This window comes from Streptomyces polyasparticus (genome assembly GCF_014493765.1).
Classification (GTDB): Bacteria; Actinomycetota; Actinomycetes; order Streptomycetales; family Streptomycetaceae; genus Streptomyces; species Streptomyces polyasparticus.
Map to the genome: position 1 here is coordinate 254,041 of NZ_JACTVJ010000006.1, position 22,770 is coordinate 276,810.

Consider the following 22,770-nt stretch of genomic DNA (forward strand, 5'->3'; position numbering starts at 1 on the left):
GACGTACCTGCGGAATGACCCGAACCCTGACCGTACCCATCCCGTAGTCGAAGCGATTCGACTGAATCGGAAGGATCTCGTACGTGAGACGCAGAACCATGCTGACCGTTCCCCTGGCCGTCGCCCTGACCGGCGCCATAGCCCGGCCCGCGGCGGCCGCCGGAGCCGTGGCCGCATCCCCGCAGGCCCGTGTACTCGCGGGCCGGGTCGAGGAGTTGCTCGGCAAGCTCACCCTCGACGAGAAGATCTCCCTGCTGCACCAGTGGCAGCCGGCGATCCCGCGCCTTGGCATGAAGGCGTTCCGCACCGGCACCGAGGCCCTGCACGGACTGGCCTGGCTGGGCCCGGCCACGGTCTTCCCGCAGGCCATCGGCCTCGCCTCCACCTGGAACCCGGAGCTCATCGAGCAGGTCGGCTCCGCCGTGGGCGACGAGGTGCGCGGCCTGCAGCACGAGCGGCCCAAGGGCTGGGGCCTCAACGTCTGGTCGCCGACCGTCCAACTCCTGCGCGATCCGCGCTGGGGTCGCAACGAGGAGGGCTATTCCGAGGATCCGTATCTGACCGGCGTCATCTCGACGGCCTACGCCAAGGGCCTCAGCGGAGGAGACCCCGACCACCTCAAGACGGCTCCGCTGGTCAAGCACTACCTCGCGAACAACAACGAGATCAGGCGGGACCAGACGTCCTCGGACGTGCGGCCCCGCCTTTACAAGGAGTACGAGGAGCCGGCGTACAAGGCGGCCATCGAGGCGGATGTCGCGTGCGGTGTGATGACCGCGTACAACCTCGTCAACGGCCGCCCCTGCACGGTCACCGACCTCAACAGCTCGGTGCGCACCTGGACCGACCGCGCCCTCCTGAACGTCACCGACGCCTGGGCGCCCAACAACCTGCCCGCCACCGGCTCGCAGAAATACTTCGACACCCTGGCCGAGGCCGACGCGGCCGTCCTCAAGGCGGGCATCGACAGCTTCACCACCGACGACGCGAATCCCGCCAACACGATCGCCGCGGTCAACGAGGCCCTGAAGAGCGGCCTGTTGGAGGAGTCGGACGTCGACACCGCCGTCCGGCACATCCTGGACATCCGCTTCCGCCTCGGCGAGTTCGACGAGGACGGCGGCCCCCACGCACGCATCGACAAGTCCGTCATCAACAGCCCGGCGCACCGGCGCCTGGCCCGCCGCGCCGCGGCCGAGGCGATCGTGCTCCTGAAGAACGAAGGCGCCCTGCCCCTCGACGCCCGCAAGGTGCGCAAGGTGGCGGTCGTCGGTCCTCTGTCGGACACCCTGTACGCCGACTGGTACTCCGGTGAACTCCCTTACAAGGTGACGCCGTTGGCGGGCATCACCAAGCGGCTCGGCGCCGGAGCGAGTGTCACCACGAGCGAGGGCGTCGACCGGATCGCGCTGAAGAACGCCGCCACCGGGGCGTACATCACGGCGGGCACGGGCGCGACGGGGGCCGCGCTCAAGGAGAGCGCCACCGAGCCCGGCGAGACGCAGCACTTCGACGTCTTCGGCTGGGGTCAGGGCGTGGTCACCCTGCGGTCGGCCGCCAACGGCAAGGTCGTCGGCATGCGCGATCCCGACGGCAGCGGATACCAGTTCTTCAACGACCAGGAGCAGCCGAACGGCTGGTTCGTGTCCCAGCTGTTCAAGCTGGAGGAGCAGAGCGACGGCAGCGTCCTGCTGAGGTACTCCGGTTACGAGAACTGGCTCGGCGACAACGTCTACCTGCGCGCCCGGGCAGCGGACGGCACCCTCGTCCTCGGCTCCGCCGCTGAGGCGTCCCGCTACACGCGGGAGGTCGTACGGGACGGCGTCGAGGAGGCGGTGGGGGCCGCGCGGGACGCGGACACCGCGATCGTCGTCGTCGGCTCCATGCCCTTCATCAACTCCCGCGAGACCGACGACCGCGAGGACATGGGCCTGGCGGCCGAGCAGTCGGCGCTGGTCAAGGCGGTCTTCGCCGCGAATCCCCGCACGGTGGTCGTGGTGGAGAACAGCTACCCCACCACTTTGAACTGGGAGCAGAAGAACGTCCCGGCCCTTCTCTGGACGACCCACGCGGGCCAGGAGACCGGCACCGCACTCGCCGACGTCCTCTTCGGCGACGTCGACCCCGCGGGCCGGCTCACCCAGACCTGGTACCGCTCCGAGGACGACCTGCCCTCGATCCTCGAGTACGACAACATCAAGTTCGACCGCACGTACCAGTACTTCAAGGGTGAGGTCCTCTACCCCTTCGGACACGGCCTGTCGTACACCTCCTTCCGCTACGGCACACCGCGCGCGGTCCCCGGCGGCATCGAGGTCTCGGTCACCAACACCGGGCGCCGTACCGGCACCGAGGTCGTGCAGCTCTACACCCGGCAGCGCACCTCGCGCGTCAAGCAGCCCCTGAAGAAGCTGCAGGCGTTCCGCAAGGTCGTCCTGAAGCCGGGACAGACGCGGTCGGTGAAGCTGCCGCTGACGCGCCAGGACCTGGCGCACTGGGATGTCACACGCTCCCGGTGGGTGGTGGAGGACAGCACGTACGAGGCCATGGTCGGCTCGTCGTCCGGTGCCATCCGCGGCCGCACGACCCTGGACGCGCACGGCGAGACCGTCCCGCCACGCGACCTGTCGCGCACGACGCGGGCGGAGAACTTCGACGACTACGAGGGCGTACGGCTGGTCGACGAGGCCAAGCCGCGCGGCACGGCGGTCGGCGCGGAAACCGCCGGAGCGTGGCTGCTCTTCGCCGACGCGGACCTGCGGGGCGGGGCGAAGCGCCTGGTCGCGCGGATCGCCAAGGAGAGTGCGGGCGAGGGGACGATCGAGGTCCGCCTGGGCGCGCCGGACGGACGGCCGGCGGGACGGGCGACGGTGGCGAGCACCGGCTCCCGCTATGCGTACACCGAGGTGACGGCCGCGCTCGCGGGCGCTGCCCGGCGGCAGGACGTCTACCTGGTGCTCAGCGAGGGGCTGCGGCTGGCCACGTTCTCGCTGAGCTGAGCTGAGGAAGCCCGCGCAACGTCCCGACGGCGAGCACCCGGCCGGTCGGGCGGGTCAGTGAATGCGCTGCCCAGCCGTGCGGACGCCGCTGTCGCGTCCGCACGGCCGGCGCGTTCCCGGGCTCGTCAGTGCCACGGCCCCGTGACCGCGAGCGTCGTGCCGGGTGTGTAGATGTTCACGAACATGGTGCGGCCGTTCGGGGAGAACGTGGCGCCTGCGAACTCGCCGTATTCCGGGCTCTGTTCCGTGCCGATGTTCAGACGGTTGCGGGCCATCGGGTAGACCTCGCCGCCGCGCGTCACGCCGAACACGTGCTGTGCGCCGTCTCCGTCCTCGCTCACCATCAGGCCGCCGCGCGGAGTGATGGTGATGTTGTCCGGGGACTCGCCGGGCAGCTGGATGTCGGTGTCGGGGCCGAAGACGACCACCAGGGTCAGGCGGTGGCGGTGCGGCTCGTACTTCCAGACCTGGCCGAAGTGGTCGGCCGCCGAGCCGGAGGCCTTGGCGGCGTAGCTGGCGACGAAGTAGACCGCTTTGTCGCCCCAGTAGCACCCTTCGAGCTTCTGGGAGCGGGTGATGCCCTTCGCCCCGTAGTCCTGCAGGCGTACGGAGGTCTGCTTGGCGAGCGGGTCCGGTACCGGCACCCACTCGACGCCCGCGAAGGCCGCCCCCGGCTCCTGGACCGCCGACAGGTCCGGCAGTCCGGGAACGCGCATGGCCTCGAGGCGCCCGCCCGCGCGCAGCGAGCCGAGGCCGCCGAGGGGCTTGTCGGGCAGGAAACGGTAGAACAGGCCGAACGGCTTGGAGGCGTCCTCCGTCTCGTACACCACTCCGGTACGGGGATCGACGGCGATCGCCTCGTGCGGGAAGCGGCCCATCGCGGTCAGCGGCACCGCGCCCGAGCGGTGCGGGTCGTCCGGGTCGACCTCGAAGATGAAGCCGTGGTCCTTGGTGTAGCCGCTCGCGCCGGCCTTGGCCTCGGTCTCCTCGCAGGTCAGCCAGGTGCGCCAAGGGGTGGGTCCGCCGGCGCAGTTGACGGCGGTGCCGGCGATGGCCACCCGCTCGTCCAGGAGCCGGTCGCGCTGGTCGAGGGTGAGCTGGGTGCAGCCGCCGCCGGCCGCCGGGTCGTAGGTGAGTCCCTTGGCGGCCGGCACCGGGGGCTTTCCGTCGCCCGGGCGGATCTCGTGGTTGCGTACGAGATGGAGCCGGCCTCGGCTGCCCCGGATGGCTTCCATGCCGTCGTGACTGCCCGGCACCGCGCCCTGGCCGGAGCGCATGGGCGCGCCCTCGCGGGAGAGGATCCGGTAGCGGAAGCCCTTGGGCAGGTCGAGCACGCCGGCCGGATCCGGTACGAGGGGGCCGTACCCGCCACCCGCACCATGCGTGGCGGCGGTCGCGGTTCCGGCGAAGAGTTCGGGGACGGCCCCGGCGAAGGCGATACCGGCGACGGTCGCGCCGGTGCGGGCCAGGACCTGGCGTCGTGTCGCCGACTCGGGTGGGTCGGCGGACAGTTCGGACACGGGTACCTCCGTGGTGGATGGCGTGGATGGTGCAGGGCACTGTCCTTGCGAGGGCGGAGCCGCGCGGGCACGTCAGGGATCGACGCGGTCCATCAAGGCGCCGAGGTCCACGAACTTGAAGCCGGTGGCCTCGCGCTCCTCGCCGTTCCCGTCGGTCACGGCCGGGGTGTCGTGGCCGTCCTGCACGACGAGCAGCCCGCGCGGATAGCGGGAGCCCAGGGGGGCGTTGAGTACCGTGGCGCCGTCGCACTCCTCGGAGCCGTCGAGCAGCCGGTTCGCAGCGCCTACGCGGAAGCCGCCTTCGTACTCGTTGCCCTCATCGGTCTCGCGGTCGTAGAGGGCGAAGGTGTCGTCGCCCTGGCTGGAGGCGAAGAGGTAGCCGTCGCCGCCGGATTCCTGGAACAGCGTCAGGCCCTCGACATCGGCGGAGAGCCGGCTGCCGCCGTACCCGGGGTCGGCGCCGGGGGTGCACTCCTCGGTTTCTTCGTCGTACGTGCCGGGGACGCCGTACTCCTTCACCTTGTCCATGAGCTTCGGCGTGCCGGTGAGGTCGGCGCGCAGGCGCCAGATGCCGATGTCCTCCTGCGCCGCGTACAGGACGCCGTTGGCCGGGTCGACGACCATGCCCTCGACCTGCGGGCGCTCATCGGGTTCCCCGCACGGGGTCCACTGGCTGCCGTCGGGGAGCCGGAAGGAGGACGGCAGATCGAGGGTGCGGACCTTCTGGTAGCCGACCGTGCCGGTGGCGGTGGGGCGCAACTCCAGCAGGGCGAGGCGGGTTTCGTTGCGGCGGCTGACGAGTGCGTACGTGCGTCCGGTGACCCGGTCCTGCCAGGTGGCGAGGCCGTACGCGGTGCGCTGTTCGTTGATCTCCTCCTGGTCCGCGGAGAAGACGGGCGGTGCGGCCGGGTCGGTGATGTCGGTCAGCGGGCCGCCGGTGCGGGCCGGGTCGATGCGGTAGATGCGCAGCCGGTCGTTGCCGCGGTCGCTGACGACGGCCACGTCCGCGCGGCCGGTGGACAGCCGGAGCCCCGATAAGAGATCCACGTTGTTGAACCGGCCCGGTGCGTCCTCCGCGCCGGGCGGCTGCGGGGGCGCCAGGGACTGGACTTGACGGGATTCGAGGTCGTACACGCGCAGCCCGCCCTCCTTGGCGGTGGCGACGACCAGGCTTCGGCCGGGCTGCGCGGCGTTGCGCCAGATCGCCGGGTCGTCCGCGTCGGCGTTGCCGCCCTCCTCGTCGCCGAAGAGCGTCGGTGTCTCCGATACGGGGGTGACGACGGGCAGTTCGCCGGCGTGGGCGGGTGCGGCGCCGGCGAGCGCGGCCAGGGCCGTGACCAGGGCGAGTGTCAGGGGATGGCCGAGGTGATGACGTCTCACGATGGACTCCTTCAGCGTGGGGCCATGGTGTCTGTTCTCTCAGCGGCTCGTACCAAAGCTCAGGACATCCTGTTGTCAGGTCATACACCCGTGAGGCGGTGCCGGATAGGGCTACGGGGGAGTTGTGCGGGCGGGAAACCGGCGGCGACCAGGTCATGGTGGGTGTGACCCGGATCACGTTACCGCCGGTATCTGAAACAGTGTGTCGCAGGTAAATTGCGGGAACGCACAGAGGTGGAACGGTGTGTCCGAGCGAGAGTGAGGAGCTCCGCAGTGGAGCAGCAGCACGTCGACGTCCTGGTCATCGGCGCCGGAATCTCCGGTATCAGCGCCGCGTGCCATGTCCTTCGCGACGCCCCCGGCACGTCACTGGTCGTGCTCGAGCGCCGCGCGCGGGTCGGCGGCACCTGGGATCTCTTCCGGTACCCCGGCATCCGTTCGGACTCCGACATGTCCACGTTCGGCTTCGGCTTCCGGCCGTGGCGGGGCGCGCGGATCCTGGCGGGCGGCGCGGAGATCCGGCAGTACGTCGAGGACGCCGCGGCCGACGGCAGCGTCCTGGAGCGGATCCGCTTCGGGCGGCGGGCGGTCCGCGCGAACTTCTCGTACGCAACCGGGCGTTGGGACGTGGAGGTCGAGGACGAGAACACCGGCGGGCGCGAGTCGTACAGCGCGGGCCATCTCATCGGTGCGACCGGCTACTACGACTACGACCGGCCCTACCGCCCGCAGTTCCCCGGCGAGGAGGACTTCCAGGGCACCCTGGTCCATCCGCAGCACTGGCCGGAGGATCTCGACTACAGCGGCAAGCGCGTGGTCGTCATCGGGTCCGGCGCCACCGCGATCACCCTGCTGCCCGCGATGGCCGAGGCCGCCGAGCATGTCACCATGCTGCAGCGCTCACCCACGTATGTCCTGGCGCTGCCCGAGGTCGATCCGCTCACCTTCGTCCTGCAGAAGCTGCGCGCCCCCGCCGGACTGACGTACAAGATCTCCCGGGGGCGCAACATCGCGCTGCAGCGGGGAAGTTACGCGTTCTGCCGCAAGTACCCCCGGCTCGCCCGGAAGATGCTCCTCGGCCTGGTGCGGGCGCGGGCCGGCAAGAGCGTGGACATGCGCCACTTCAGTCCGCACTACAAGCCGTGGGACCAGCGGCTGTGCGTGGTCCCCGGCGGTGATCTGTTCAAGGTGCTCAGGAGCGGCAAGGCGTCCGTCGCCACCGATCACATCGACACCTTCACCGCCGACGGCATCCGGCTGAAGTCCGGCGAGGAGCTGAAGGCGGACATCGTCGTGACCGCCACGGGGCTCAGCGTCCGCCTCCTCGGCGGCATGGAACTCACAGTCGACGGGCGCCCGGTGGACATCGCGAACCGCGTTCTCTACAAGGCCGTTCTCCTGGAGGGCGTGCCCAACATGTCCCTCGTCATCGGCTACACCAACGCCTCCTGGACCCTGAAGGCGGACCTGGCGGCCGGCTACACCGCCCGGCTGCTCGCCCATATGCGGCGCCATGGGCACGACATCGCCACGCCGGTGGCCGGCGAAGGCGACCGTTCCGAGTTCTCCGTCATGGGTGAGGCGCTGACCTCCGGCTACATCGCCAGGGCGAACGAGGTCATGCCGCGCCAGGGCACCCGTGACCCGTGGCGGCTGTGGAACAACTACTACCGCGACCGCGCGATGCTCGAGGACGCGCCCATCGACGACAGCGCGCTGCGGTTCGAGAAGGCGGGCGCCGCGGAGTCGCTCCCCGCCGCCTGAGGCTCAGCCGTTGCGGTCCGGCCCGACTCGACTGTGTCCGGGCCGGCCCGATTCGGCCGTCTCCAGTCCCGCTCGTACAGGCAGCAGCAATCGACCATCGAGGACGACGATGACCGCGAACCTGACCCGGAAGGCATACGACGCGCGCCTGCGGACCCTGTCCGAGGGCTCCGTGAACGTCAGCTTCAACGCCTTCACCGATATCGCCTGGGACGACCCCGAGTTCGCCGTGGACACCAGCGATCCACGCTGGGTGCTCACCAGCGCGGACGCCCTCGGCGCCCACCCCTGGTACCGGGAGCAGCCGCTCGACGTGCAGATCAGGATCGGGATCTGGCGCTGGGCGGTGATCGCCAAGGTGGGGATGCAGTTCGAGAACCTCCTCATGCGCGGAGCGCTCGACTACCTCGCCCAACTGGGCAACCGCAACGAGGAGTTCCGGTATCTCACCCACGAGATCACCGAAGAGACCCACCACACCCAGATGTTCCAGGAGCTGGTCAACCGCACCGGTGTGGACACCGCGGGCGGGAAGCGCTGGTTCCGGCAGCTCAGCCGGGTCCTGCCGCTGGCCGGTTCGCTCTATCCGGAGGCGTTCTTCACCGGCATCCTCGCCGGCGAGGAGCCGATCGACCATCTGCAGAAGGCGGCCCTGCGCAGCGGCGAACCCGTGCACCCGCTCCCGCAGCGCATCATGCAGATCCACATAGCCGAGGAAGCCCGGCACATCTCCTTCGCCCATGAGTTCCTGCGGCTGCGCGTCCCGCGCTTCGGCAAGGCCCGTCGCGGTGCGCTGTCCGTGCTCTTCCCGGTGATCATGCGGGTCCTGTGCGACGTCATCATGATCCCCGACCGGAAGTCGGCCGCCGAAGTAGGCATCCCCGCCTGGGTGGTCAAGGAAGTGTTCTGGAAGTCCGAAGCCGGCCGGAAGATGCTCCACGAGCTCTTCTCCGACGTACGGATGCTCGCCGAGGACATCGGTCTGATGAACAAGGTGTCGCGCCCCGTGTGGAAGGCGCTGCGCATCGACGGCCGTCCCGCGCGCTTCCGCGGCGAGCCCGTCCCGCACACCGACTGACCCACCGCTTGCCCCGTACCGCCCCGCCCCGAACGGAGACCAGCCCGCCGTGCCGTACGTCGTCACCCGCTCCTGCTGCGCCGACGCCTCCTGCGTGCTGGCCTGCCCGGTCAACTGCATCCACCCCGCGCCGGGCGAACCGGGCTTCGGCACGGCCGAGATGCTCTACGTCGATCCGCGCACCTGTGTGGACTGCGGTGCCTGTACGACGGCCTGCCCGGTCGACGCCCTCAAGCCCCATACGGCCCTGACCGAGGGCGAGTTGCCGTTCCTGGAGCTCAACGCGTCCTACTACCGGCAGAATCCGCACGCCGACCGCACGCCCATGTACGTGCTGCCCGGGCAACGTGCGGTACCGGAAGGGGAGTTGTCCGTCGCCGTGGTCGGTGCTGGTCCCGCGGGCCTGTTCGCGGCTGACGAGTTGCTGCGCCACCCGGGTGTGCAGGTCACCGTGTACGACCGGCTGCCGACCCCGTACGGACTGGCGAGGGCCGGGGTCGCACCGGATCACCAGGACACCAAGCAGGTCTGCGAGCTGTTCCGTGCCATCGAGTCCCAGCCCGGTTTCCGCTACCGCCTCGGCGTCGAGATCGGCACCGACCTCACCCACGACGATCTCCGGCGCGCACACCACGCGGTGATCTACGCCGTCGGCGCCGCGACCGACAAGCGGCTCGGCATCGAGGGCGAGGACCTGCCCGGCAGCGTCTCCGCCACGGACTTCGTCGCCTGGTACAACGGCCACCCCGACCGCGCCCACGATGACCACCCCCTCGATACGGAGCGGGTCGTGGTCATCGGCAACGGCAATGTGGCCCTCGACATCGCCCGGGTGCTCACCGCGGATCCGGAGGCACTCGCCCGTACCGACATCTCGGACCGCGCGCTGGCGGCGCTGCGCGCCGGTGCCGTGCGCGAGGTCGTGCTGCTCGGCCGGCGCGGACCCGCCCAGGCGGCGTTCACGGTGCCCGAACTGCTGGCCTTGCGTGCGCTGAAGGACGTGGACATACGCGTGGAGGGCTGGCCCGAGGAAGTGGCGGCCCACGCCACCGAAAAGACCCGCCTGCTCGCGGAGCTGGCCTCTCGCGCGCCGGTCGAGGGCGCCCGTCGCATCGTCCTGCGCTTCACGGCCGCGCCTGTACGGATCATGGGGGAGGAGTCCGTACAGGCTCTGGAGATCACCCCCACGGAGCTGCGCACCGAAGAGGACGGCACCGTACGGGCACGGCCCACCGGGGCCACGGAGATCCTGGAGACCGGACTCGTCCTGAGGTCGGTCGGCTACCGGGCCCGGCCCGTTCCAGGTCTCCCCTTCGACGAGGACAGCGCGACCGTGCCGCACGAGCAGGGCCGCGTCGAGCACGGCGTCTACGTGGCGGGCTGGATCAAGCGGGGGCCGACCGGGTTCATCGGCACGAACAAGTCCTGCGCCAAGGAGACCGTCGAGTCCCTGCTCGAGGACTACGCCGCCGGTCTGCTGGGGCAGTTGGAGCCGGGTGCCACGGAAGCGGTGGCCGGTCTGGGGCTGGGGGCGTGGCGCGCCATCGACCGCGTGGAGCGGGAGGCGGGGCAGGCGCAGGGCCGGCCGCGGGTGAAGCTCACGGACGGGGAGTCGTTGCGGCGTGCCGCGCGCGCCGAATCTGCCGCGCGCGACTGACGTCCCCGTACCCGCTCAGATCCCCTCCAGATCCGAGACCTTCTGCTGCGGCGAAAGCTCCACGCCCAGATCCCGCAGCGTCGCATCGAGCACCGCCCAGACCGAACGGCACAGCATCGCCCGCAGCTCGTCCTCGGAGAGTTCGCGCTGCGGGTCCCGTACCCACTGGTTGACCGCCGTGTCCACGAACCCCACGATCCCGACCGCGACGGACCGGATCGGTGCCTCGCCCATACCGAGCGCCTTGAGGATGTCGCCGAACCGTTCGCCCAGCATCAGCGCGATGGCCGACTTCGCGTCCGCCACCAGCGAACCGTCGCCCATCGCGTGCTCCCCGACGCCCATGTAGGCGTAGAGCCGCGGGTGTTCGGCCACCCAGCTCAGATGCGCGCCGACGACGCGCTCCACGGACTCCTCGATCGTGCCCTCGAAGCCCATCGTGGGCTCCATCCGCCGCATGAAGGACTCGACGACCCGCCGCCGGATCAACTCGTCGAGCGTGGCACGGTCCTTGAAGTGCCGGTAGAGCACCGACCGGGGCAGGCCCACGCGCTCGGCGAGCCGGCCCACGCGGAACGACGAGCCCTCTTCCTCGATCAGCGCGACCGCCGCGTCCACCAGCTCGACCTTGCGCTGCGCCTTGTGCTCGTCCCAGCGGGTGGAGCGCCCGTCGGTCTGGGGCTCACCACCAGTTCTCTGTGCCATCGCGCCAGAATATCGACCACGTGAACGGAAGCGGCGCCCCGAGCCTTGCCGGCTTGGGGCGCCCATGCGCAGGTCCGTGGGGGATGGCTCTCAGCGCTTGCGGAGGTGCGTGGCGGTGGGCCCTCAGCCCATGCGGAGGTCCGTGGCGGTGGGCTCTCAGCCCTTGCGGTAGTTCCGCGCGTCCTCGCCCGCCGCGAGGACCATGTCCAGGTCGCCGCCGACGGACGCGGTCACGACGACGCCGACCGCGCCCTCGACGAACGGGGCGTCCACGATGCGGGTGTCGGCCGGCATGGTGCGGTCGTCGGTGCCGGAGAGCAGGGCCTGGACGGTCAGGACGGCGCTGCCCATGTCGCACAGGATCGCCACGCCCTTGCCCTCGTCCGCCTTGAGGGCGGCGGCGTGGATGCGCTCCGCGCTGGTGCCCACGCGGCCGTCGTCCGTGCCGCCCGCCGCGTACACCGGGGCGACATCGCCGGAGCCGACCATGGCCTTGGCCAACTCGACGGTGGACTCGGCCACTTCACGGCTGTGCGAGACGAGGACGACACCGACCCGGCCGACCTTGGGCGCGGCGGTCTCCGCGACGAAGGGCTCGGCGACGGCCACCGGCGCCGGCGTCCAGCCGGGATCGGCGGCGAGGACCAGCGCGTCGAAGAGCAGCACGACGGAGTGGGCACCGGCGTCCTGGTGGCCGATGCTGCGCTCGCCCAGGTAACTGGCCCGGCCCTTCTTGGCCTGCATGGGCCCGGTGGCCTCGGCGCCGGCCAGGGCCGCGTCGCGCGCGGCGACGAAGGTGCCGTCACCGTCGAAGGCGTCCAGGGCGGGGAGCAGCGCGTCGAGCAGCGTCGAGTCGCCGGGCACGGCGCCGCCCAGCTTGCCGACGGCCTCGGCGCCGGCGCGCAGCGCGGCGGCCAGCTCGTCCGGCGTGACCGGCTCGCCCGTCCCGAGCCGCTTTCCGGTGCGGCGCAGCGCCATGCCGAACAGCGGACCGGACGCCCCGCCCACGGAGTTGGTGAGCGTGGTGCCCGCCAGGGCGAACAACTCGCCGGGCGTGGCGGGCGCGTTCTGCTCGACGGCCTCGCATACGGCGTCGAAGCCGCGCACCATGTTGGCGCCGTGGTCACCGTCGCCGACCGCGGCGTCGAGTGCGGTCAGACGGGCTCCCTCGCGCCGGAAGAGCTCGGAGGAAGCGGACAGCCAGCGCAGGAAGTAGGCGGTGTCGAGGACGGGGACGGCAGTCATGAGGGGTTCTTCCTGGAAGTTGCGGACTTGCTGACGGGAAGTTGTGGCCGTTGGGCGACGGCGAGGCTCACGCGCCCCAGCGCAGCGACGGGGTGTGCACGGGTGCGTCCCACAGGCGCAGCATCTGCTCGTCGGCGCGGCACACGGTGAGGGTGCAGCCGGCCATGTCGAGGCTGGTGACGTAGTTGCCGACCAGGGAGCGGGCCACCTGGATGCCGCGGGCGGCGAGCACGCGCTCGACCTCGGCGCGGACGATGTACAGCTCGACGGGCGGGGTCGCGCCGAGGCCGTTGACCAGGAGGATCACCGGGTCGCCCGCTTCCTCCGGCAGATCCTCGAGGATCGCGTCCAGCATGATCCCGGTGGTCTCGGCGGCGGTGGTGAGCGGGCCGCGGCGGCGGCCGGGCTCGCCGTGGATGCCCACGCCGATCTCGATCTCGTTCTCGCCGAGTTCGAAGTTCGGGGCGCCGTTCGCGGGCGTCGTACAGGAGGAGAGGGCGACACCGAAGCTGCGGCTGCGCTCGTTGACCTTGCGGGCCAGCGCGGCCACTTCGGCGAGCGGCGCACCGGTCTCGGCGAGCGCGCCGGCGAGCTTCTCCACGAACAGGGTGGCGCCGGTGCCGCGGCGACCCGCGCCCTCGCCGCGTGCGACGGCGACATCGTCGTCGACCACCACGGTCTCGACCTTGATGCCGTCGTCGTCGGCGTCCTCGGCCGCCATCGCGAAGTTGAGGATGTCGCCGGTGTAGTTCTTGACGATGTGCAGGACGCCCGCGCCCGCGTCGACCGCGGCGGTGGCCTGGCCGATGCGGTCCGGGACGGGCGAGGTGAAGACCGGTCCCGCGACGGCCGCGTCCAGCATGCCGTGGCCGACGAAGCCCGCGTGCAGGGGCTCATGACCGCTGCCGCCGCCGGACAGGATGCCGACCTTGCCGGGCACCTTCCCGCCGGAGCGCAGCACGACGCCCGCCTCGGCGTCCACGGACAGCTCGGGATGGGTGGCCGCCATCCCGCGCAGGGCGTCCGCGACCACGGTCTCCGGGGCGTTGATCAGCTTCTTCACGACGGAGGTCTCCTTTGATTTCCGTACCACTGCATTTTCGGAAAGAACACGTTCATGAATTCCAGAATTCGCTGTTTCTCCGCGTGCAGTTTTACGTGAAGATTATGCTCGGCTGCGGGGTGCGCCATGGGTCTTTGGTCCCGGCTCGGGGGAGAGAAGGACCCCTTCTTGGCCTGGTGTTCTGCAGAATCTGCAGGGTTTGGCGGTGGTGTTTTCGTGTGGCACACTCCGGTCACCGGCAGCGCCGCAATTGCCGCCAATTTGCCGGTCGGCTCCTTTTATTTCTTCGATGGTGCAGGAATGGACCGTCGTCTGTACGGCCCGTCACAGGAGGTTTCATCATGAATTCGGTCGCCACTCGGATGCTGATCAGCCCGCCGAAGTACGTGCAGGGCGCGGGCGCCATGCAGTCGCTCGGCGAGCACGTCGCGCGGCTCGGCGAGAACGCGGTGGTGCTCGCGGACGCCGGGGTGTGGGCGCTGGTGGACGAGGCGGTCACGCAGTCGCTGTCGGCGGCCGGGGTGAAGCTGACCAAGGAGACCTTCGGCGGTCTGTGCACCCAGGCGGAGATCGACCGGATCACCGCGGTGGCCAAGGACGCGGGCGCGGATGTGGTGGTCGGGATCGGCGGCGGCACCGCCATCGACACCGCCAAGGCAGTCGGTCACGCCCGCGGCGACATCGCCGTCGTCTCCGCGCCGACGGTGGCCTCCACCGACGCGCCGACCAGCGCGCTGGCCGTCATTTACACGGAGGAAGGCGCCTTCGAGCGCTACTCCTTCTTCACCCGCAACCCCAACCTGGTCCTGGTGGACACCCGGTTGGTGGCCGGCGCCCCGGCCCGGTTCATCGTCTCCGGCATGGGCGACGCCCTGGCCACCTGGTACGAGGCCCGCGTCTGCGTGGCCGCCGAGCGCACCGCGATGGCGGGCGGTCTGGCCACCGGCGCCTCCCTCGCGCTGGCGAAGCTGTGCTGGGAGACGCTCATGGAGTACGGACCGCAAGCGCGTCTGGCGGCCGAACAGCACGTGGTCACCCCGGCGTTGGAGAAGATCACCGAGGCGAACACGCTGCTGTCCGGACTCGGATTCGAGAGCTGTGGTCTGGCCGCCGCGCACGGCATCCACAACGGACTGACCGTGTCGCACAAGGTGCACGGCATGATGCACGGCGAGAAGGTCAACATCGGCACCCTCGCCCAGCTCGTCCTCGAAGGCGCGCCGACCGAGGAGCTGGACACCTACCTCGAGTTCAGCCGTGCGGTCGGGCTGCCCACCACCCTCGCCGAGGTCGGACTCGGCGACGCGGGCCGCGAGGAGCTCCTGGCCATCGGGCGGGCCTCCACCGCGGAGGGCGAGACCACGCACAACATGCCGTTCACGGTCACCCCCGCCATGGTCGCCGACGCCCTCGTCGGCGGCGACGCCTACGCCCGCGCGTACGCGAAGAAGCACGCGGCCTGACCTCGGTCGACCGGCAGGCAGACGTGGCCGAGCACCCGTTGGGGTGCTCGGCCAAGTCGTGTTCGGAGGGCCGGAGTCCAGTCTCTCCGTCCGTGCCGGCTACTCCTCCAGCCGCCAGCCGAGTTCGACCGAGCGACGGCAGCCGGCCGGGCTGTCCCCGGCGCTGACGAACAGTGCAGTGAGCAGTGGCACGGCATGCGCGAGGGCGGGGCGGGGGAGGGGGCCCGTCGCCACCAACGACGCCAGGCCGTGGCCGATGGCCCAGCTCTGGGTGGCCAGTTCCAGCGGGTCGACATCTTCGCGGAAGCGCCCCGCTGCCTTCGCCCGTTCACCGGTGCGCACCAGGCAGTGCAGGGTCTCGTCCGCGGCCGCAGCGTCCTCGAGCGCGAACTCGGCGTCGAACATGATCCGGTAGAGATCGGGACTGTGCAGGGCGTTGTCCACATAGGCGGCACCGAGCGCGGCCAAGTCCCGTACCGGATCGGGGGACATGGGGACCTCGGCGAGCCGTGCCGCGAGGCGCTGGAAGCCCTCCTGGCGCATGGCCCGCCACAGGCCCTCCATGCCGTCGAAGTACGTATAGACGGCCATCGTCGAGACGCCGGTGCCCGCCACGAGGGCGCGCAGGGTGACCGGCTCGCGGGTGCGCAGCATCTGGGCGGCCCGCTCGATCAGCAGGGCGCGGACGGCGGGGTCCTTCGTTCGTGCCATGGCAGCACAATACATAGCAGCGTTATGGTTTAGTGGGTGCCCGACCGCAGGCCTCGAGCACAGGGAGCAGTCGTGACCGTGAAACTGATCAATCCCGAGGGGCTGCCGCAGCCCGAGGTGTACCGGCAGCTGTCCGTTGCCTCCGGATCGCGCCTGGTGTTCCTCGCGGGGCAGGTCGCGCGCGACGCCGGCGGGAACCGGGTCGGCGAAGGCGATCTCGCCGCCCAGGTCGAACAGTGCTACCTCAACATCGCCACCGCCCTCGCGGCGGTCGGCGGATCCTTCGACGACGTGGCGAAGTTGACGGTCTACGTCGTCGACTGGACCGCCGACAAGATGCCGCTCCTGGGGGAGGGCGTGGCGCGGGCGGCGGCGAAGCTCGGCGTGGACCCGGTCAAGCCGATCACGCTCCTCGGGGTCGCGGCGCTGGGGGAGCCCGACCTCCTGGTGGAGGTCGAGGCGACGGCGGTGCTCGACTGAGGCGACAGGGATCCTGGCGCGGCGCATCCGTCTCGACGTGCAACCGATGGTTGCGCATCGGGGTGGAGTGCTCTAGCGTTATGTGCAACGAAAGGTTGCGCGACGATGGAGGACATCATGAAGCACGCGAGCATCGAGCGGGAGATCCGTATCGAAGCCGCACCCGACGTGGTCTACAAGGTCGTCAGTGCGCCCGAGCATGTTCGGGAGTGGTGGCCGGACGAGGCCGCGTACACGCCGGCTCCCGGTGGCACCGGTGTCATCGCGTTCGGCGAGGAGAAGTGCGTACCGCTCACGGTCCTGGAGGCCGACCCGCCCAAGTTGTTCCGCTTCCGCTGGGCCTACGGCGAGGGTGAGGTCGCCACGCCGGAGAACTCCTTCCTGGTGACCTTCGAGCTGATCCCGGACGGTGCGGGCACGCTGCTGCGCTTCAGCGAGACCGGATTCACGGAGAAGTACGCCGAGGACGCGGAGCGCGCCCAGGAGTACGACGACCACGTCAACGGCTGGAACCACTTCCTGCCCCGCCTGGTCGCCTACGCCGGCCGGCTGGTGTCCTCGGCGTGAGCGACACCATCGACGACGAGCTCTGGTCGGCGGTGGGCGACCCCACCCGGCGCCGGATGCTCGACTTGATGCTCGCCGAAGGGGGCGGGACGGCGACCACGCTGAGCGACCGGTTGCCAGTGACCCGCCAGGCCATCGCCAAACACCTCCACCTGCTCGAACGGGTCGGTCTGGTGCACTCCGCGGCCGCGGGGCGCGAGCGCCGCTACCGCGTGGACGAAGGGCAACTGGCGCGCGCCGTCGCGCAGTTGTCGACGGTGACCGCCGCCTGGGACGCCCGACTGCAGCGCATCAAGCGCATCGCCGAGGCGATCCAGCGAGAACAGGACAGGCAGGACGGCTGATCCTCCGGCGAGAACAGCACACGCACGACAGACAGGACCGCTGATCCTCCGCGCCCGCACGCGGGCGCCCACACGAGAAGAGGCACGCAATGGTCGACATTCTGCACAGGATCGGAACGACCACCTCGCGCGAGGAGGTCTACGACGCACTCACCACGGTCGAAGGCCTTTCGGGCTGGTGGACACGGGAGACGTCCGGCGAGAGCGAGGTGGGCGGAATCCTGCGGTTCCGCTTCCACGGAGTGCCGATGCCGGACGGCTTCGACATGAAGGTGCTGGAGAACGAGCCCGCCGAGCGGGTGCGCTGGGAGGTCGTCGACGGCCCGAAGGAGTGGATCGGCACCCGGATCGTCTTCGAGCTGAAGCAGGAGGACGCCTACACGATCGTCCTGTTCCGGCACGAAGGGTGGAAGGAGCCGGGCGAGTTCATGCACCACTGCAGCACCAAGTGGGCCACCTTTCTGATGAGCCTCAAGAAGCTGCTCGAGACCGGCAAGGGGGAGCCCGCGCCGGACGACGTCAGGATCAGCAACTGGCACTAGGAGCGGTACGGGGGCGCTGCGGAGTTCACGTACACCGTGGATGCAGCCGAGCGGCCAGGACGGCGACGTCGTCCTCGGAGGCATGCGTGGACAGCTGCGTGAGCACGCTCCGGATCACCCCGGGGAGCGGCAGATCGGGCCGCAGCCGCAGATGCTCCAGGCGCTGTACGCACTGCTCGATGTCCTGGCCGCGGCGCTCGACGAGTCCGTCGGTGTAGAGGAGCACCACCGCACCGGGGTGCACGGGACAGCGGAAGGTCGCGTAACCGCCGAGGCCGGTGCCCAGGGGCGGACCCGGAGCCAGCGGCAGGACCTCGATCGTCCGGTCCGGATACAGGACGGCGGGCGGCAGATGCCCGGCGCTGGCGTACGAGCGCACCCCGCGGACCGGGTCGAACTCGACAAGCAGGCAGGTCGCGGCGCGGTCGATGTGCGCCGCGACGCTGTCGGCGTCGACCCGTTCGATGAGCTGGTGCACTGTGAGTTGGTCGTCCGCCGCGGCGGCGAGCGCGGACCGCCGCAGCCGCACCACCCCGGGCTGCGGGGTCGCGCATGGTGGGCGATCTCGGGATCGAGGACCTCCGCACCGGCGACGTCGGCCAGGGCCGGCACGATCCCCTCGTCGTCCTCCAGCCGGTGGTAGACGCCGTGCCGGCAGCGCCGTTGTGGATCCTGCGGTCCGTCCACCGTCCCGTACGAGGTCGGTTCGCGGGTCTCGCCGTCCTCGAGGAGCTGCCGGAGCTCCTCTTCCCCGGTCTCCAGACCCGGCAGCACCTCCTCGAGGGAGCGGTCGCGGCAGCCCGCCGACGGGATGCCGGGCATCCGGGCCGGCGCTTCGTTGGCGTACAGGAGGCGCAGGTCGGTGTCCACGATGCCCACGCCGGCACACGTGCCCTCGAGGAACGGCCAAGTGGGCAGCGCTGCGCGGGATTTCGGACGCTGACCGTGATATCGGTCGACCGGCGCCGGGCCCATTGACTCGAAAGCGCTTGCAATCTACGGTCCCGTTCGAAGTTGCGATCGCCATTCGATATCTCGAACAGTAAGGCAGGGCATGGGACGGCCTGACCTGACACGCAGAAATCTGCTCGCCGCCGCGGGCGGCCTCGCCGTTGCCGGCAGCTTCGGCCTCGCCGCGGCCGGCGGCGGCGCCTCGGCACTCGCCTCCGGAGCCGGCACGCGCGTGCGCTACTGGAACCTCTTCTCCGGCGGCGACGGCATCAACATGATCAGGATGCTCGACGCCTTCCGCAAGGCGAACCCGGGCATCGACGTCAAGGACTCGACGCTGCGCTGGGGCAACCCGTACTACACCAAGCTGGCCATGACGGCCTCGGGCAGCCGCGCCCCCGAGCTGGGGGTGATGCATCTGGGGCGGCTCGCCGGCTTCGCGCCGCAGCGGCTGCTCGATCCGTTCGACATCGAACTGCTCGCCAAGTACGGCGTGAAGGAAGCGGACTTCAACCCGGCGCTGTGGAAGCGGGCCGTCGTCGACGGCAAGCTCTACGCGCTCCCGCTCGACATCCACCCGCAGCTGAACTTCTACCGCAAGGACGTCTGCAAGCAGGCGGGACTGCTCGGCGACGACGGCAGGCTCGTGCCGATCGGCTCCGTGGACGAGTGGTTCGCCGCGCTGAAGTCCGCGCGCAAGGCCGTCAGGAAGGGCCTCCAGGCCGTCGGCATCCACGCCTTCGACCAGAACTTCTCCTGGTGGTTCTTCCTGTCGTTCTACGCGCAGGCGGGCGGCAGTTACTACAACGCGGACCTCACCGAGGTCACCTTCGACGAGGACAAGGCCGTCGAGGTCCTCGAGTTCCTGCGCCGGCATGTCACCGACGGCTACAGCATCGCGGGTGTCCCCGACGTGGAGCACTTCATGAACGGCGGCGCCTTCGTCTGGGAAGGCTGCTGGTCCGTGCCGGTCTACTCGGGACCGAAGATCGACTACGGTGCGGCCCCGCTGCCCGCGGTCTTCGGCAAGCCCGCCACCCAGGCCGAGTCGCACGCCTTCGTGCTGCCCCACCAGAGCGGCCGCGGCGGCGCCTCCAACGCGGCGGCCCACCAACTGGCCGCGTATGTCGTGCAGCACGCGGTGGACTGGGCCGCGGGCGGCCACATCCCCGCGTATCTGCCGACGCTCGACGACCCGGCGTATCAGAAGCTGGAGCCGCAGTCCGAGTACGCCTCGGCGATGGACAACATGGCACTGGAACCGGAGGCCTGGTTCGCCGGCTCCTCCGGCACCCTCTCGCAGCGCATCGGCCCCGTGATCGTCTCCTCCAACCTCGGCTCCGCCAAGCCCGACCAGGCGGCCCGCCGGATGCGGCGCGTCCTGGAGCAACTCCTGGACATGAAGAACCCGATGGGAGGCGACGCCTCGTGACCTCAGCCGAGATGAGCCCGGCCGCGACGCCCTCGGTCCGGATGACCACCGTCGGGACCCCGGCCGCCCCGCGTGCGATACGCCCGGTCGCCGCCACCGCCGAGGCGAGCACGCGCGCCCGCCTCGGACGCGCCTTCCAGCACGGCGGCTGGTTCGTCGCGCCGTTCCTGCTCCTGTACGCCCTGTTCGTCCTCACCCCGCTGGCGCGCGGCCTGTGGCTGAGCTTCACCGACGCCAACATCACCGGTGAGGACGCGAGCTTCGTCGGCTTCGACAACTACACCGAGGCCCTGAAGGACCCACTGGTGTGGGAATCCCTCGGCCACAGCGCGTACTTCACGCTCCTGGTCGTGCCCTGCATCGTCGTCCTCGCCCTGCTGCTCGCGCTCCTCGCGCACCACATCGAGCACGCCAAGTGGCTGTGGCGGCTCTGCTTCTTCGCGCCGTTCCTGCTGCCGTCCGCCGTCGTCGGCAACATGTGGCGCTGGATGTTCAACCCCGACACCGGCCTGATGGACCATGTCTTCGGCATGGAGTCGGCCTGGCTGACCCAGAAGTCCACGGCGATGACCGCGGTCGTCGTCGCCACCCTGTGGTGGACCGTCGGCTTCAGCTTCCTGCTCTACCTCGCCGCCCTGCAGAACATCCCCCGGCATCTGTACGAGGCCGCCGCCCTGGACGGAGCGGGACCGTGGGGCCGTCTGGTGCACATCACGCTGCCGCTGCTCCGCTCCATCACCGGCCTCGTCGTGGCGCTGCAGATCCTCGCCTCGCTCCAGGTGTTCGACCAGGTCGTGGTGATGTACGAGTTCGGCCCAGGACCCGAGGAATCGACCCGGACCATGGTCCAGTACACCCTCGAACAGGGCTTCACCAGCTACCGCGTGGGCTACGCCTCCGCGATCTCCATCCTGTTCTTCGTGATCATCGCGGCCTTCGCCCTGGCACGTATGTGGCTGCTGCGCAAGCGTGAGGAGGGCGTCCGATGAGCGTCGCCGTGGGAGTGCACCGCCGCAGGTGGCGGCCGAGCCAGATCGTCCTCACCGCCGTCGGGCTGCTGGTCTCCGCCGTCCTCGTGGCGCCCCTGGTCTGGACCCTGTTCACCTCGTTCAAGTCCGAGGAGGAGGCCGTCGCGGTCCCCGTCCAGTGGCTGCCGAAGGACTGGACGGGGCAGGCCTGGACGAACATCTTCGAGACCGGGAACATCACCAACTGGTTCGTGAACTCCCTGGTCGTCTCGGTCTGCGTCACCTTCATCGTGGTCCTGGTCTCGGCACTCGCCGGATACGGCTTCGCGCGCACCGAGTTCCGCGGCAAGAGCGCCCTGATGGCCCTGGTCATGGCCGGCCTGATGGTGTCGCCCGCCGTGCTCGGCGTGCCGCTGTTCACCACCGTGCAGTCCCTCGGGATGGTCGACACGTACTGGGGCATGATCCTTCCCCAGTGCGCGCCGGCCGCGATGGTCTACATCCTCTACCGGTTCTTCCAGGGCATTCCCCGCGAGCTGGAGGAGGCCGCGTTCATCGACGGCGCGGGCCGCTGGCGGATCTTCTTCACGATCGTGCTTCCGCTGTCACGGCCCTCGCTCGCCGCGGTCGGCATCTTCACGTTCATCGCCTCGTGGAACAACTTCCTGTGGCCGTACATGATCACCAACAACCCCGACCTGATGACCATGCCGAACGGCATCGCGACCGTCATGAACTCCTACGGAGTCCAGTGGGCGCAGCTCATGGCCGGCGGTCTGATGGCGGGACTTCCGCTGATCGTGGTCTTCGTCTTCTTCCAGCGCCAGATCGTGGCGGGTGTCGCACACACCGGCCTCGCAGGTCAGTAACCCCTGTCAGGAGTACGTGAGTTGATACGCACCCGTAGGCGCACCCGTACCCGCATCGCCACGGTCGGCGCAGGCGCGCTGCTCGCCCTGCTGCCCACCCTCGCCCGGGCCGACACCGCCTATCCCGACCCGCAGGAGATCACCGGACAGGAGATCATCCACGACCCGACCCTGATGCGCCTGAAGAACGGCAAGTACGTCGCCTACTCCACCGGCGGCATCATCGGCGCCCGGCTGTCCGACGATCGAAAGCACTGGCAGGACGCGGGCAACGCCTTCGCCGCACCGCCCGCTTGGTGGAAGGACTACAGCGCCACCAGCGACCCCTGGGCTCCGGACCTGATCCGCCGGGACGGCACATATTGGCTGTACTACGCCGTCTCGTCCTGGGGCACCAACCACTCCGCGATCGGCGTGGCCACCTCCGCGTCCGGCATGCCGGGGACCTGGGAGGACCGGGGCAAGGTCTTCTCCTCCGAGAAGACCGACCCGTACAACGCCATCGACGCCTCCGTGATCAAGGCCGACGGCAAGCTCTGGATGGCCTTCGGCTCCTACTGGTCGGGCATCCGGATCGTCGAACTCGACCCGGACACCGGCAAGGCGAGGCCCGGCGCGCAGATCGGCCACCTCGCCACGCGCCCCGACCTTCCGTACGCGGTGGAGGGTCCGGAGATCGTCAGGCACGGCCGCTACTACTACCTCTTCGCCTCGTACGACGCGTGCTGCGCGGGCACCGACTCCACGTACCGGATCCGCGTGGGCCGAAGTGCTTCGGTCACCGGGCCCTACAAGGACTCGACCGGCAAGCCGATGCTCGAAGGGGGCGGTGACCTGCTGCTCGCCGGGCACGGCACCTTCATCGGTCCCGGCGGCCAGTCCGTGCTGAGCGAGGGCGGCCGCGACACCCTCGCATACCACTACTACGACGCCACCGACAGCGGCACACCCAAGCTCGGTCTGAACGAGATCAGTTGGGGCGCCGACGGCTGGCCCGACGTGCGCTGAACCCGCGCGCAGGCCATTTCGTGA

The 22,770-nt window shown here is 70.1% G+C and carries 20 protein-coding genes and 2 pseudogenes; 13 read left to right on the plus strand and 9 right to left on the minus strand.

All coding sequences use genetic code 11. The features are described 5' to 3' along the window. The first annotated feature begins 83 nt into the window (after positions 1 to 83). Positions 84 to 2,999, plus strand: coding sequence for a glycoside hydrolase family 3 protein (locus tag H9Y04_RS13105; RefSeq protein WP_187813989.1), 2,916 nt, complete (start codon positions 84 to 86; stop codon positions 2,997 to 2,999). 125 nt (positions 3,000 to 3,124) lie between these two features. On the opposite strand, the gene H9Y04_RS13110 is transcribed toward H9Y04_RS13105, so the two are convergent. Together H9Y04_RS13110 and H9Y04_RS13115 are read right to left on the minus strand one after the other, a co-directional pair. Further along, positions 3,125 to 4,519: an alkaline phosphatase PhoX gene (locus H9Y04_RS13110; protein WP_438818101.1), complete on the minus strand. Its 1,395-nt coding sequence runs from the start codon at positions 4,517 to 4,519 to the stop codon at positions 3,125 to 3,127. A gap of 72 nt (positions 4,520 to 4,591) precedes the next feature. After that, positions 4,592 to 5,899, minus strand: a complete 1,308-nt coding sequence (locus H9Y04_RS13115; RefSeq protein ID WP_187813990.1) for a phytase — start codon at positions 5,897 to 5,899, stop codon at positions 4,592 to 4,594. A gap of 273 nt (positions 5,900 to 6,172) precedes the next feature. Here H9Y04_RS13115 and H9Y04_RS13120 point away from each other — a divergent pair, with 273 nt between their 5' ends. From H9Y04_RS13120 to H9Y04_RS13130, 3 genes are all read left to right on the plus strand, one after another. Beyond that, entirely contained in the window at positions 6,173 to 7,663 is a 1,491-nt protein-coding gene (locus tag H9Y04_RS13120; protein WP_187813991.1) for a flavin-containing monooxygenase, read from the plus strand. Between the two features lie 109 nt (positions 7,664 to 7,772). Then, entirely contained in the window at positions 7,773 to 8,741 is a 969-nt protein-coding gene (locus tag H9Y04_RS13125; protein ID WP_187813992.1) for an AurF N-oxygenase family protein, read from the plus strand. Between the two features lie 49 nt (positions 8,742 to 8,790). Beyond that, positions 8,791 to 10,398, plus strand: a complete 1,608-nt coding sequence (locus H9Y04_RS13130; RefSeq protein ID WP_187813993.1) for an FAD-dependent oxidoreductase — start codon at positions 8,791 to 8,793, stop codon at positions 10,396 to 10,398. 15 nt (positions 10,399 to 10,413) lie between these two features. On the opposite strand, the gene H9Y04_RS13135 is transcribed toward H9Y04_RS13130, so the two are convergent. The 4 genes and pseudogenes from H9Y04_RS13135 to dhaK form a co-directional block, all read right to left on the minus strand. After that, positions 10,414 to 11,103 (minus strand): TetR/AcrR family transcriptional regulator, encoded by a 690-nt coding sequence (locus H9Y04_RS13135; RefSeq protein WP_187813994.1) that lies wholly within the window; start codon positions 11,101 to 11,103, stop codon positions 10,414 to 10,416. Positions 11,104 to 11,259: 156 nt separating this feature from the next. Then, on the minus strand, positions 11,260 to 11,712 hold the full coding sequence (gene dhaM / locus H9Y04_RS46670) for a dihydroxyacetone kinase phosphoryl donor subunit DhaM (RefSeq protein WP_438818107.1): 453 nt from the start codon (positions 11,710 to 11,712) through the stop codon (positions 11,260 to 11,262). Positions 11,713 to 11,736: 24 nt separating this feature from the next. Continuing rightward, a pseudogene (gene dhaL, locus H9Y04_RS46675) lies at positions 11,737 to 12,348 on the minus strand (dihydroxyacetone kinase subunit DhaL); the annotation flags it as partial. Positions 12,349 to 12,415: 67 nt separating this feature from the next. Further along, entirely contained in the window at positions 12,416 to 13,411 is a 996-nt protein-coding gene (gene dhaK, locus H9Y04_RS13145) for a dihydroxyacetone kinase subunit DhaK (protein WP_187813996.1), read from the minus strand. A gap of 341 nt (positions 13,412 to 13,752) precedes the next feature. On the opposite strand from dhaK, the gene H9Y04_RS13150 reads away from it, so the two are divergent. Further along, positions 13,753 to 14,874: a glycerol dehydrogenase gene (locus H9Y04_RS13150; protein WP_187813997.1), complete on the plus strand. Its 1,122-nt coding sequence runs from the start codon at positions 13,753 to 13,755 to the stop codon at positions 14,872 to 14,874. A 99-nt stretch (positions 14,875 to 14,973) separates the two neighbouring features. On the opposite strand, the gene H9Y04_RS13155 is transcribed toward H9Y04_RS13150, so the two are convergent. Then, positions 14,974 to 15,585 carry a TetR/AcrR family transcriptional regulator gene (locus H9Y04_RS13155; RefSeq protein WP_187813998.1) on the minus strand — a complete coding sequence of 204 codons (612 nt, stop codon included), beginning with the start codon at positions 15,583 to 15,585 and terminating at the stop codon, positions 14,974 to 14,976. 72 nt (positions 15,586 to 15,657) lie between these two features. On the opposite strand from H9Y04_RS13155, the gene H9Y04_RS13160 reads away from it, so the two are divergent. The 4 genes from H9Y04_RS13160 (at position 15,658) to H9Y04_RS13175 (ending at position 17,518) form a co-directional block, all read left to right on the plus strand. Further along, positions 15,658 to 16,065 (plus strand): RidA family protein, encoded by a 408-nt coding sequence (locus H9Y04_RS13160; protein ID WP_187813999.1) that lies wholly within the window; start codon positions 15,658 to 15,660, stop codon positions 16,063 to 16,065. A 117-nt stretch (positions 16,066 to 16,182) separates the two neighbouring features. Continuing rightward, a complete protein-coding gene (locus tag H9Y04_RS13165) occupies positions 16,183 to 16,632 on the plus strand; it encodes an SRPBCC domain-containing protein (RefSeq protein ID WP_187814000.1) in 450 nt (149 codons plus the stop codon). Next, the gene (locus H9Y04_RS13170) at positions 16,629 to 16,976 is read left to right on the plus strand and encodes an ArsR/SmtB family transcription factor (RefSeq protein ID WP_187814001.1); all 348 of its coding nucleotides are present in this window, start codon (positions 16,629 to 16,631) and stop codon (positions 16,974 to 16,976) included. Before H9Y04_RS13165 ends, H9Y04_RS13170 begins: the two co-directional genes overlap by 4 nt. An 89-nt stretch (positions 16,977 to 17,065) precedes the next feature. Further along, a complete protein-coding gene (locus H9Y04_RS13175; RefSeq protein WP_187814002.1) occupies positions 17,066 to 17,518 on the plus strand; it encodes an SRPBCC family protein in 453 nt (150 codons plus the stop codon). A 25-nt stretch (positions 17,519 to 17,543) separates the two neighbouring features. Here the strand turns inward: H9Y04_RS13175 and H9Y04_RS13180 are convergent, their stop codons facing one another. Then, complete coding sequence (locus H9Y04_RS13180; RefSeq protein WP_187814003.1) at positions 17,544 to 18,047, minus strand: PP2C family protein-serine/threonine phosphatase; 504 nt, start codon at positions 18,045 to 18,047, stop codon at positions 17,544 to 17,546. A gap of 134 nt (positions 18,048 to 18,181) precedes the next feature. After that, a pseudogene (locus H9Y04_RS48450) lies at positions 18,182 to 18,493 on the minus strand (PAS domain-containing protein); the annotation flags it as partial. Positions 18,494 to 18,572: 79 nt separating this feature from the next. Here H9Y04_RS48450 and H9Y04_RS13190 point away from each other — a divergent pair. The 4 genes from H9Y04_RS13190 to H9Y04_RS13205 are packed head-to-tail and all read left to right on the plus strand — an operon-like array spanning position 18,573 to position 22,746. Beyond that, entirely contained in the window at positions 18,573 to 19,901 is a 1,329-nt protein-coding gene (locus tag H9Y04_RS13190) for an extracellular solute-binding protein (protein ID WP_187814004.1), read from the plus strand. Positions 19,902 to 19,942: 41 nt separating this feature from the next. Continuing rightward, positions 19,943 to 20,890, plus strand: coding sequence for a carbohydrate ABC transporter permease (locus H9Y04_RS13195; protein ID WP_187814422.1), 948 nt, complete (start codon positions 19,943 to 19,945; stop codon positions 20,888 to 20,890). Then, on the plus strand, positions 20,887 to 21,738 hold the full coding sequence (locus tag H9Y04_RS13200) for a carbohydrate ABC transporter permease (RefSeq protein ID WP_187814005.1): 852 nt from the start codon (positions 20,887 to 20,889) through the stop codon (positions 21,736 to 21,738). Before H9Y04_RS13195 ends, H9Y04_RS13200 begins: the two co-directional genes overlap by 4 nt. 21 nt (positions 21,739 to 21,759) lie before the next feature. Further along, positions 21,760 to 22,746, plus strand: coding sequence for an arabinan endo-1,5-alpha-L-arabinosidase (locus tag H9Y04_RS13205; protein ID WP_214661184.1), 987 nt, complete (start codon positions 21,760 to 21,762; stop codon positions 22,744 to 22,746). Positions 22,747 to 22,770: the final 24 nt, after the last annotated feature.